General features: G+C 57.6%; 11 protein-coding genes and 2 riboswitches. Of the genes, 8 read left to right on the top strand and 3 right to left on the bottom strand.

Going from position 1 to position 10,058, the window contains the following annotated elements; translation table 11 throughout:
• Positions 1-117: 117 nt before the first annotated feature.
• Both HMPREF3130_RS00005 and HMPREF3130_RS00010 read left to right on the top strand, forming a co-directional pair.
• On the top strand, positions 118-573 hold the full coding sequence (locus HMPREF3130_RS00005) for a hypothetical protein (protein ID WP_048733759.1): 456 nt from the start codon (positions 118-120) through the stop codon (positions 571-573).
• A gap of 107 nt (positions 574-680) precedes the next feature.
• Positions 681-962, top strand: coding sequence for a GNAT family N-acetyltransferase (locus HMPREF3130_RS00010; RefSeq protein WP_048733762.1), 282 nt, complete (start codon positions 681-683; stop codon positions 960-962).
• A gap of 70 nt (positions 963-1,032) precedes the next feature.
• Here the strand turns inward: HMPREF3130_RS00010 and epsC are convergent, their stop codons facing one another.
• Complete coding sequence (gene epsC / locus HMPREF3130_RS00015; protein WP_005511963.1) at positions 1,033-1,626, bottom strand: serine O-acetyltransferase EpsC; 594 nt, start codon at positions 1,624-1,626, stop codon at positions 1,033-1,035.
• 115 nt (positions 1,627-1,741) lie between these two features.
• A complete protein-coding gene (cysK, locus tag HMPREF3130_RS00020) occupies positions 1,742-2,674 on the bottom strand; it encodes a cysteine synthase A (RefSeq protein ID WP_049173059.1) in 933 nt (310 codons plus the stop codon).
• Between the two features lie 303 nt (positions 2,675-2,977).
• Positions 2,978-3,247: riboswitch (cobalamin riboswitch) on the top strand.
• 66 nt (positions 3,248-3,313) lie between these two features.
• Here cysK and HMPREF3130_RS00025 point away from each other — a divergent pair.
• The 5 genes from HMPREF3130_RS00025 to ramA all read left to right on the top strand — a co-directional run bounded on the left by HMPREF3130_RS00025 (position 3,314) and on the right by ramA (position 7,837).
• Positions 3,314-4,096 (top strand): energy-coupling factor ABC transporter permease, encoded by a 783-nt coding sequence (locus tag HMPREF3130_RS00025; protein ID WP_049190264.1) that lies wholly within the window; start codon positions 3,314-3,316, stop codon positions 4,094-4,096.
• 38 nt (positions 4,097-4,134) lie between these two features.
• Positions 4,135-4,512 (top strand): energy-coupling factor ABC transporter substrate-binding protein, encoded by a 378-nt coding sequence (locus HMPREF3130_RS00030; protein WP_049173058.1) that lies wholly within the window; start codon positions 4,135-4,137, stop codon positions 4,510-4,512.
• Positions 4,509-5,246 (top strand): cobalt ECF transporter T component CbiQ, encoded by a 738-nt coding sequence (gene cbiQ / locus HMPREF3130_RS00035; RefSeq protein ID WP_049190262.1) that lies wholly within the window; start codon positions 4,509-4,511, stop codon positions 5,244-5,246. The genes HMPREF3130_RS00030 and cbiQ overlap by 4 nt, the downstream gene beginning before the upstream one ends.
• Positions 5,247-5,248: 2 nt before the next feature.
• Complete coding sequence (locus HMPREF3130_RS00040; protein WP_070429046.1) at positions 5,249-6,073, top strand: energy-coupling factor ABC transporter ATP-binding protein; 825 nt, start codon at positions 5,249-5,251, stop codon at positions 6,071-6,073.
• 194 nt (positions 6,074-6,267) lie between these two features.
• A riboswitch (cobalamin riboswitch) is annotated at positions 6,268-6,525 on the bottom strand.
• A gap of 475 nt (positions 6,526-7,000) precedes the next feature.
• Positions 7,001-7,837 (top strand): acetate metabolism transcriptional regulator RamA, encoded by an 837-nt coding sequence (gene ramA, locus HMPREF3130_RS00045; protein ID WP_005511953.1) that lies wholly within the window; start codon positions 7,001-7,003, stop codon positions 7,835-7,837.
• Positions 7,838-7,908: 71 nt separating this feature from the next.
• Here ramA and HMPREF3130_RS00050 read toward each other — a convergent pair whose 3' ends face one another.
• Positions 7,909-8,508, bottom strand: coding sequence for a cob(I)yrinic acid a,c-diamide adenosyltransferase (locus HMPREF3130_RS00050; protein WP_049173053.1), 600 nt, complete (start codon positions 8,506-8,508; stop codon positions 7,909-7,911).
• 29 nt (positions 8,509-8,537) lie between these two features.
• On the opposite strand from HMPREF3130_RS00050, the gene murA reads away from it, so the two are divergent.
• Positions 8,538-9,818, top strand: coding sequence for a UDP-N-acetylglucosamine 1-carboxyvinyltransferase (gene murA / locus HMPREF3130_RS00055; protein ID WP_070429047.1), 1,281 nt, complete (start codon positions 8,538-8,540; stop codon positions 9,816-9,818).
• Positions 9,819-10,058 lie beyond the last annotated feature (240 nt).

A 10,058-nucleotide genomic window follows, 5' to 3' on the forward strand; every position in this document is an offset into this window, starting at 1 on the left:
GCATGCGGACACACTTTTCTTTACTTAACCCTAAAGCACAGTGCATCGAGCCGTGCGAAAACCTTAAAGTGGGGGAAATTAAACCGCGTACACACCCTAGCGGATAGGATGTTGTGCATGAGTAAGGAATTCGCCTCAGCAGGAACGCTGTCCGACGATAAGACGCTGCCGTGGGTCGTGCGCATCTTCGTCTACACGGATGCTGAGGGCAGTCAATCGGCTGCTGAGAAGGTTCGTGGGGTGCTCGCGGAACTGATTCCGGATCAGGAAGTCAACGTCTACGAGGATGTCATGCCCGATGTGGGGCGCACTTCCTCTCTCGCTGATTTGTGGGCGGAGGCCAACCCGGGCATGGATCCGGGGGATCGGAAGCGTTACCGCATCAGTGTGGTGGCTCCGGGGCTGTCTCACTGCGAAATGGCGGACCTGGCAGGCCCGCTCGCTGAGGCCGTCAGCCCAGGGTGGGCAGAGGGGGAGGCTGCGACTAAGGTCGCGAAGGGCGATGTCCCGTGCCGTGTCGCTGTCGGGCGTGCCGACGAGCACCCGGGCGAACCCCCGCTAGTGCAGAATTAACCAGAATTCGGAATTAATCCGAAGCGAGAGCTGTTATCTGGGTTACATCCTAAGAGTCGTTTGCAATGACGACGCTTCACAACCATGAGAGGGAAGTGATTCCGAAAATGGCACACACTATTTCGCATGATGAGGCCGGTCAGCGCTACGTTCTCACCGTAGAGGGAGAAGAGGCCGGCTTTGCCGCTTACACCCCGGTGGAAGGTGCCCTGGACTTTGACCACACGGTTGTAGATGGCAAATTCCGTGGACAAGGCCTGTCCAAGCCGCTTATCGCAGGCGCGCTGGATGATGTTCGGAAGAACAACCGAAAGATTCGCACCAGCTGCTCCGCTGTTGCCAACTTCGTGGAGAAAAACCCGGAATACCAGGATCTACTGGCTGGCTAGTCGCTGAAGGGCGAAGAACGCACAAAGAAGCCGGCCGGCTTTTGTATGTAGAGCTAGTTTTAGGGCGGGGCTAGATGAAGTCTCCGTCACCCTGGACGTACACCGCCGGATCGCACAACGGCTTGTGCTCTTCGGGCTTGGCAGGGCGTACGCGGCCCGGAATTCCTATCACGATGGAATCGGGTGGGCAGCTGTGGGTGACCACGGAGTTGGCGCCGATTGATGAGCCTGCACCAATTGTGATGGGGCCAAGGACTTTCGCACCTGCTCCGACGGTGACGTTGTCCTCCAGGGTGGGGTGGCGTTTTACCTTCTCCAGTGAGCGGCCGCCAAGCGTCACGCCGTGGTAGAGCATGCAGCCGTCACCGATTTCTGCGGTTTCGCCAATGACGATGCCCATACCGTGGTCGATGAAGAACCTTCGGCCAATTTGAGCGCCCGGGTGAATCTCAATACCAGTCAGCCAACGGGAAAACTGTGCGAGTACTCGTGCAATGCCCTTGAAAATCCCGCCTCGTTTCCAAAGGCGGTGCGAGAATCGGTGAATCCAGATTGCGTGTAGGCCGGAGTAGACAATGGCATTTTCTACATCACTGCGCGCAGCTGGGTCATGCGCGCGGGCATTGTCCAGATCCTCTTTGAGGATTCGGAAAAAGTCACTCATGGGCGTCAATTCTATCTGGTCGGAGGTGTGGGCAATGCAAAAACCCGCTTGCCGACGGAAAGTGCCAGCTAGCGGGCTCTGCAGAGAAGGTTACGGGCGCTTATAGTGCTCGGCTTTAGTCGCGCAGATCCTCGTACAGGATGGAGGAGACGTAGCGCTCGCCGAAGTCAGGAACAATCACGACGATGTTCTTGCCCTCGGACTCCGGGCGGGCTGCAATCTCGAGAGCAGCCTTGATGTTTGCACCGGCAGAAATGCCGCCGAGGATGCCCTCGGCTGCAGCGACCTTGCGGGAGACCTCAATAGCGTCCTCGTTGGTAACCGCAATGATCTCGTCGAGAAGCTCCTGATCGAGAACCTCTGGGACGAAGTTTGCGCCCAGACCCTGAATCTTGTGCGGGCCGGCGGTGCCCTCGGTCAGCAGCGGGGAGGCCTTCGGCTCAACGGCAACCAGCTTGATGTCCGAGTTGTGCTTCTTCAGCGTGCGACCAGCACCGGTAATGGTGCCGCCGGTGCCGACACCAGCCACGAAGTAATCAACCTTGCCGTCGGTAGCTTCCCAGATTTCTTCACCAGTGGTTGCCTCGTGGATAGCCGGGTTGGCCGGGTTGGCGAACTGGGAAGCCAGGATTGCATTGTCGGTGTTAGCCACGATTTCGTTGGCCTTATCGACAGCGCCGCGCATGCCATCCGCGCCCGGGGTGAGTACAAGCTCAGCGCCAAATGCGCGCAGAACGACGCGGCGCTCCTGGCTCATGGTGTCCGGCATAGTGAGAATGACCTTGTAACCGCGGGCTGCGCCGACCATTGCCAGCGCGATACCGGTGTTGCCTGAGGTGCCCTCGACGATGGTTCCGCCCGGCTTGAGCTCGCCAGAGCGCTCGGCGGCATCGATAATTGCGTTGCCGATGCGGTCCTTGACCGAGTTGGCAGGGTTGTAAAACTCCAGCTTGGCAATCACGTTGCCCGGCAGGCCCTCGGTAACACGGTTGAGCTTAACCAGCGGGGTGTTGCCGATCAGTTCAGTGACATCGTTATAAATAGTCATTAATCTTATCCATTCCGGAAATCACAGAGGACTTCCTAATGAGTTTTCGCGTGTAGCCGTAGTGTACGCCTGATCCTGCAATTAGTACAGACCAGTTCGTCTATTTTATGGCTTGCGTAGGGAAGTGGAAGCTGTCAGTTCCGGTGCCGCCACCGTCATAGTCGCCGCGGCCGGCGCCGTCGCAGTCGCACCGCTATTTTCGCAATGCCCCTGCTATTGCCACGTTAACGCTGTCTCATTGCCTCGCTCGTCCTTACCTCCATTGTGAGGGTAAAGAGCATTAAAGTTTCTTAGAATCCACTATTCTGAGACGTGATTTACAGTGCACGGGAATGCCTTGTGAATAGGCAGCGGCCCTCGCCACTGTGATTGGGTGCGATTGCGGCCCTTATCTGCACAGCGGTTATATGTGATAACCGAAAAACGCAGACAATGGACTCAGCGATTGCGGTGCTTCGTCGAAGCCACTCAGAGGGACTCAAACCTTTGGGGAAGGAGGCGAGGCATTAATAGAAGTGTGAAGCTTTCCTCAGCCCATCAGCCAGGAGACCGACTGTAAATCATCCAATTCGCGTCCGCGGATTGGCGGTCGAGCGGTGCTGTCGAGGTGAATAGCGCCGTAGAAAGATGATTTACATCATGCATATTGCTGAGGGATTTCTCCCAGTCACTCATTGCATTGGGTGGGGTGTAGCTGCCGCTCCCTTTGTCATTCACGGCGCAATTCAAGTCAAGCGCACTATGAAAGAACATCCCGGTAGCGGCATGCTGCTCGGTGCTGCTGGTGCGTTTACCTTCGTGCTCTCCGCAATCAAGATTCCATCTGTGACGGGTTCCACTTCGCACCCGACAGGTACAGGTTTTGGTGCTGTAATCTTCAAACCTCCGGTGATGGCGCTGCTTGGCTCCATCGTGTTGCTCTTCCAAGCAATCTTGCTCGCTCACGGCGGCATTACGACGCTCGGTGCGAACATCTTCTCCATGGCAATCGTCGGCCCGTGGGTTGGCTACGCCTTCTACGTATTGACTCGAAAGCTCGGCGGAGGCCTACTACCAGGTGTGTTTATGGCAGCGTTCTTCGCTGACCTCTCCACCTATGTTGTGACCTCCGTGCAGCTCGCTCTTGCACACCCGGCAAACCCGGGCGGTGTCGGCGGCGCTCTGGCTACATTCCTCGGCCTGTTCGCTATCACGCAGATTCCGCTGGCGATCATCGAGGCTCTGGTCACCGTCATTCTCATGCGCACCCTGCTGGCCGTGGCACATTCTGAGCTCCTCGATCTCGGCTTCCTGTCCCGCTTCGGTGATGCGCCAGCACCGGCGCTGGAGGCGAAAGCTGCAGAAGCCACGGCTGACGCTGTTGCAGGATCTGTCACTTCGCAGAATGCGGCAGCTGCATCCGTATCTGGCCAGAAGCAGTAGCCGTCGTCAAGCGAAAAGAAGCGAAAGAGAGCACGATTATGAATGCAAAAAACAACGCGCAGATTGTCGACGCACAGGCAGCTAGCCAGCCGAAGAAGAACTCCGTGTGGGTCAGCGTTGGTCTCATTGTCCTGGTAGTCGTAATTGCCATGTTCCCGCTGTTCTTCAACTACGGGGACGACGACGCCGAGGAGCCGTTCGCCGGCACTGATGCCACCGCTACGGAGACAATTCAGGAAATCGACCCGAACTACGAGCCGTGGTTCGAGCCACTCGTCGGCGAGCTGCCGGGTGAGGTCGAGTCGGGTCTGTTCGCGCTCCAGGCCGTTATCGGTGCTGGCGTCCTGTTCTACGTTATTGGCTTCTACCGAGGGAAGGCTGCTGCGCGTTCGGACAAGCGCGAGAAAGAGCAGTGAATGCGCTAGAAGCTGCAGCGGCGCGCAGCGCTTGGGCACGCCGCAACGTGGGTGAAAAGATTCTGCTGCTCGGTGGGCTGCTGATTCTGGCGGTTGCGCTACCGCCAATTCCCTTTGCGCCTGTCATTGCGGTCATTGCTTGGTCTATTGCGTACATAGCCCGAGTGCCCCGCAAGCTGTATGTGGCAATGGTGCTGGCACCGGCGGCTTTTGTGCTCGTCGGCGCGTTTCCGCTTTTGGTAGCGCTTACTCCCGACGGTCTCGCGTGGTCGCCGGATGGCCCGCAGCGAATGGCGCAGGTTGTGATGCGTTCGTTTGCGGGTATCAGCTGCACGATGGTCTTTGCGCTGACCACTCCGATTTCGGAGCTCATTGCCTGGCTCGACAAGCACGGCTTGCCGCGATACTTGACGTACCTCGCCGAGGTGATTTACCGGATGACCGGCGTGCTGATTCACTCCGCACACTCGATGACGGAAGCGCAAGCACGACGCTTGGGACACTCCACGCGCCGGGCGATGATCCGAGATGTAGCGGCACAGTCCGCCAGCCTCTTTGTAATTGCCTTTACCCGCGCGCGCAAGATGCAAGAGGGAATCGAGCTGCGCGCCGATCCGAGCGCAATGAAAGTACTGGTGATTTCGCGGCCCAGGCAGCCGAAGTTCATCGCGATATCCAGTGCATTACTTTTGTCGTTGATTGCGGCCTGGGCGCTGCTGAAATGGGGTGTATAGGGATGTCGAGCAGCAGGAAAAATCGCGCTGATCACGTACATGGTGCCAACGGTGTCATTGTCGAAGCGGCTGCAGTTACATACGCTTACGACGAAACCCACGTTCTGAAAGGCGTGGATTTGGCAATTTCGGGCGGCGAGCGCCTAGCGCTGTTGGGCGCAAACGGTTCTGGCAAGTCCACGCTGTTGCGTATGCTCGCGGGAGCGTCTAAGCCCAATAGTGGTGAGGTTCGCCTTGACGGCACCGCCTACAAGTACTCCCGGCACGGCCGCAATACGGTCCGCCGCTCAGTACAGATGGTCACGCAGGATCCGGATGAGCAAATCTTCGCGGCTAGCGTGTTCGCAGACGTCTCTTTCGGCCCCGTCAACCTGGGGATTAAGAACGAGGAAGTCGAGCGGCGCGTCCGGGAGGCCCTAGGTACCGCCGAGGTCACCGATCTCGCCGAACGCGTTCCGCACCAGCTTTCCTATGGTCAGCGTAAGCGCGTCGCTCTCGCAGGCGCGCTGGCGATGCACCCACGTGTGTTGCTTCTCGACGAACCCTCCGCCGGCCTCGATCCGCAGGCGACACGAAAGCTTGCACACACGCTCAATCAATTGCGCGATCAGGGCACGGCCGTCGTCGTCGCCACGCACGATATCGACTTCGCGTGGAATTTCGCCGATAGGGCAGCAGTGCTTGCCGACGGCAAACTGCGAGTTGGCTCCAAAGAGGAAATTTTGGCCGATCGACGGTTGGTCGAACATGCTCGATTGGCTTTGCCCTGGGCGCCCGTGGTCTCCAAGGCGATTGGGCGAGATGTGTGGCATCCAGAGGATGTTTAGGCGAGCGGTTTGGTTGGTGAATAGCTCATCGATATGTGCAGCTAAACCACGCTAAAAATGAGAAAAGCGCCCGCGGGCAGGGCGTAATGCCTATGAAAATAGGCCTAGAAATATAGGCGAAGCTGTCGCATTTCTTCGCTTCCATTTCACGTCACACCTGTCCGCGGGCGATCTCCGTGGCCGTGGCACTTTGCAGTGCCCTCGGCGCATCAGGCAGGTATTCGGACTTTCTGGCGTGACCGACAATAAGGGGATGACGACTGCCGCAAGCTTCAATGCTTACGTGCAGATCCTTATTATCAATTTTCCTACTTTTCGCCGCTTCCCAAGGTTGAAATAACCTCAGTGCCGTTGGCGAATTTTGTTCCAGATTACCGCTGCGGGACAGTTCCGGAATTGCACCGGATTCCCTCTTGCGTTTGCTGTGCACCACCTTCGGACAACCACGTGGAGGACGTAGCATTGAAAGTGGAACTCAACAAAACCTGTTGCATGTATGACAATAGCGCACGATGCAAAATAAGCGAAGGTCTTTTTCGAAAATGTCCGCATTGGGGGTAAAACGCCGTTCATTACCCTCTGTTATCAACATTCACGCAGTTTGTTAGCGGAAAAATAGCTACCCCCTGCCTTGTATTTATTCGGCCGAGGCGGGGCTAATGACAGGATTTATCCTGGTATTTTCTTTACGTACTTGTAGAGAAACCTAGTTGTTTCCTAAGATTGTGTGACGGATGCCTTAATGCAGGTGTACCCGTTCGGAGGGTACTATCTACTTTGTACGGTTTACAGCCCCCGAAAGGGTCAGTGGCCGCTGAGCGGTAGTTGGCCATTTCGTAGGAGTGTAAGTCGGCGCGAAGTCACAGGCTGATGGTGCCTCTGTGGGTGCCAGTGAAGCAATTTGCCCGTTACGCAGGAGGACGCGAGATGGATCCCCACCGCATTCTGGACGACAATGAGGTTATTAAGTCGTCCTTGGTCGCCCTAAAGAATGCGACTGGTATTCCGGTCACAATGTATGCGGAAGTCACCGATAACTCTAAGATGCAGATCAACAACTGGGTTGGCCTGCGTACTCCGGCCCTGCAGAATCTGACTGTGGAATCGGGTGCGGGTGTCGGTGGTCGCGTGTTGGCCACGCGCCGCCCGGTGGGTGTCAGTGACTACCTGCGCGCCAAGGTTATTACCCATGAGTATGACGACAAGATTCGTGACGAAGGCCTGCACTCGCTGGTCGCCGTGCCGGTGATCGTTTCGCGTCTTGTCCGTGGCGTGCTCTACGGTGGCGTGCACTCCTCGGTGCGCCTGGGGGACAAGGTTCTTGAAGAGGTCACAATGACCGCCCGTTGCCTGGAGCAGGACCTCGCTGTCGTCGATGCCTGCCGCAACATGGATCGTTCTGGCAACGGTAAGGGCGGCCGCATCATGAATGGCGCTGAGTGGGAGCAGGTTCGTTCCACGCACTCCAAGCTGCGCATGCTCGCTAACCGTGTGGATGACGAGAAGCTGCGCCAGGAGCTCGAGGTGCTCTGTGACCAGATGGTCACCCCGGTTCGCGTCAAGCAGACCACCAAGCTGTCGGCTCGTGAGCTCGATGTTCTCGCCTGTGTCGCCCTCGGTCACACCAACGTCGAGGCCGCAGAGGAAATGGGCATCGGTGCCGAGACGGTTAAGTCCTACCTCCGCTCCGTAATGCGCAAGCTGGGCGCCCATACTCGCTACGAGGCCGTCAACGCGGCCCGTCGCATCGGCGCACTGCCGTAAACCGCTTGACGACGGTTCCTTTGCGCCCAAACCCGCGGGTATTGGGGTAGTCAGTTCTGCTACTTGCTCCGCTACTTACCCCCTGCTTGCCGCTGGGCTTCGCGCTCACCACCGGGGATCCACTTAACGTCGTTTCCGTCATTGGCCACTCTCGAAAGAATAAACAACAGGTCAGACAGGCGATTGAGATACTTCGCCGGTAGGACTGAGGTGGTTTCGGGAAATTCGCGGCAGGCAGCCCATGCTGCACGCTCGGCTCGGCGAGTAATCACCCGAGCTGTGTGTAGCAGTGCTGCGGCTGGTGTGCCTCCCGGGAGGATGAAGGAATCCAGTTTCGGCAGTTGTTCATTGAATTGGTCGCACCAGTGCTCGAGTCGCTCGATGTAATCCGGCTCGATACGCAACGGCGGGTACTTCGGGTTTTCTTCAATAGGTGTTGCCAGGTCGGCTCCGGCATCAAATAGGTCATTCTGCACGTAGCGAATGACAGCCGAGATTTCGTCGTCAAGCGTGCCGAAACTGAGCGCCTGGCCAAGTGCGGCGTTGGCCTCCTCGCACGTGGCGTAGGCGATAAGGCGAGAATCATCCTTGGGAACGCGGCTGAAATCGGATAATCCAGTGGTGCCGTCGTCGCCGGTGCGAGTGTAAATGCGAGTTAGATGAACGCTCATAGCTTCAAGCCTAAGCGCGATATTGCGAAATGTGGTTGGCTGGGGGAGTGGGAAATGAGCGATTTCTGGTTAAAGGCGGAGTGACGCTAAATGGTCAGGTTCAGATTTCCGGGGCGAAGAACTCGGTTCTGAAACTGATGGGTGCGGCGCTTCTCGCCGAGGGCACGACAGTACTGACGAACTGCCCTGAAATTGACGACGTGCCATTGATGCAAAAGGTCCTCGAAGGGCTCGGCTGCTCCGTGACGCGCGAGGGCGACCGGATTGAAATCACGGTGCCCGAAGAACTCTCGCATCACGCCGATTTCGATGCCGTGCGCCAGTTCCGCGCTTCGGTCTGTGTGCTCGGGCCGCTGACGGCGCGTACCCGTAACGCGATTGTCGCACTGCCCGGTGGTGACGCTATTGGTTCCCGCCCGCTGGACATGCATCAGGCTGGCCTGGAGAAATTGGGCGCGCGCACCTATATTCACCACGGTTGCGTGGTGGCTGAGGCGGGGCGTCTCAAGGGGGCGAACATCAAGCTGGACTTCCCGTCCGTCGGCGCGACCGAGAATATTCTGACCGCGGCCGTACTAGCGGAAGGTACGACTGTGCTGGATAACGCCGCCCGTGAGCCCGAAATTGTCGACCTGTGCGAGATGCTCGTGGAGATGGGCGCCAAGATTTCGGGTGCGGGATCTAACACCATCACGGTTGAGGGCGTAGAGAAGCTGCACCCGACTGAGCACAAGGTTGTCGGCGACCGAATTATCGCAGGGACCTGGGCTTATGCTGCAGCGATGACCGGCGGCGATATTACGGTCGTTGGCATTAACCCTAAGTACCTGCACCTTCCTCTGGAAAAACTGAAGAACGCAGGCGCTCAGGTCGAGACCTACCCGCAGGGCTTCCGCGTGCGTATGGACGGGCGTCCGCAGGGTGTGAACTATCAAACGCTGCCATACCCAGGCTTTCCGACGGACATGCAGCCCATGGCCATTGCTCTGTCCGCGGTGTCCGAAGGGACGTCAGTGCTTACCGAGAACGTTTTTGAATCGCGCTTCCGGTTTGTCGACGAGATGATTCGCCTCGGCACTGACGCGACTATCGATGGTCATCACGTGATGATTCGCGGAAAGGAAACGTTGAGTTCGGCACCTGTGTGGTCTTCGGACATTCGCGCCGGAGCGGGACTAGTGCTTGCTGGGCTGTGTACTGAAGAAGGTGACGTCACTGAGGTGCACGATGTCTATCACATTGATCGCGGTTACCCGGGCTTCGTAGAGACACTCAATTCTCTTGGCGCATCGGTTGAACGGGTTAGCTAGTGATTGTTGGCCTCTGGTCAGTGGCTAACGGCTAAGCGCACGGTGCTAGTTAAACGCGCGGTGCGGAAAACCATCGCAAGTCTTCGGTTCTGGATGCTTCAGAACCGTAGGGAGTGATTCTCCAGTGGTGGCTTGTGGTGGTTTTCTCTATTTTACCTGGGGTTTTGTGTCTTTGGTGGGGTGTGTGTAATGTATTCGGGGTCAGCGCGGCCAGGCAGTTTATGTGTTTGGTTGGCTGAT

Origin of the sequence: Corynebacterium sp. HMSC14B06, assembly GCF_001807075.1 — a bacterium.
Lineage (GTDB): Bacteria > Actinomycetota > Actinomycetes > Mycobacteriales > Mycobacteriaceae > Corynebacterium > Corynebacterium jeikeium_D.

What these genes read in the sequence shown, in the direction of transcription:
- epsC (WP_005511963.1), bottom strand. Translation starts at nt 1,626, where the DNA reads ATGAGTGACTTTTTCCGAATCCTCAAAGAGGATCTGGACAATGCCCGC.
- cysK (WP_049173059.1), bottom strand. Translation starts at nt 2,674, where the DNA reads ATGACTATTTATAACGATGTCACTGAACTGATCGGCAACACCCCGCTG.
- HMPREF3130_RS00040 (WP_070429046.1), top strand. Translation starts at nt 5,249, where the DNA reads ATGTCGAGCAGCAGGAAAAATCGCGCTGATCACGTACATGGTGCCAAC.
- ramA (WP_005511953.1), top strand. Translation starts at nt 7,001, where the DNA reads ATGGATCCCCACCGCATTCTGGACGACAATGAGGTTATTAAGTCGTCC.
- HMPREF3130_RS00050 (WP_049173053.1), bottom strand. Translation starts at nt 8,508, where the DNA reads ATGAGCGTTCATCTAACTCGCATTTACACTCGCACCGGCGACGACGGC.
- HMPREF3130_RS00010 (WP_048733762.1), top strand. Translation starts at nt 681, where the DNA reads ATGGCACACACTATTTCGCATGATGAGGCCGGTCAGCGCTACGTTCTC.
- murA (WP_070429047.1), top strand. Translation starts at nt 8,538, where the DNA reads ATGTGGTTGGCTGGGGGAGTGGGAAATGAGCGATTTCTGGTTAAAGGC.
- HMPREF3130_RS00030 (WP_049173058.1), top strand. Translation starts at nt 4,135, where the DNA reads ATGAATGCAAAAAACAACGCGCAGATTGTCGACGCACAGGCAGCTAGC.
- HMPREF3130_RS00025 (WP_049190264.1), top strand. Translation starts at nt 3,314, where the DNA reads ATGCATATTGCTGAGGGATTTCTCCCAGTCACTCATTGCATTGGGTGG.
- HMPREF3130_RS00005 (WP_048733759.1), top strand. Translation starts at nt 118, where the DNA reads ATGAGTAAGGAATTCGCCTCAGCAGGAACGCTGTCCGACGATAAGACG.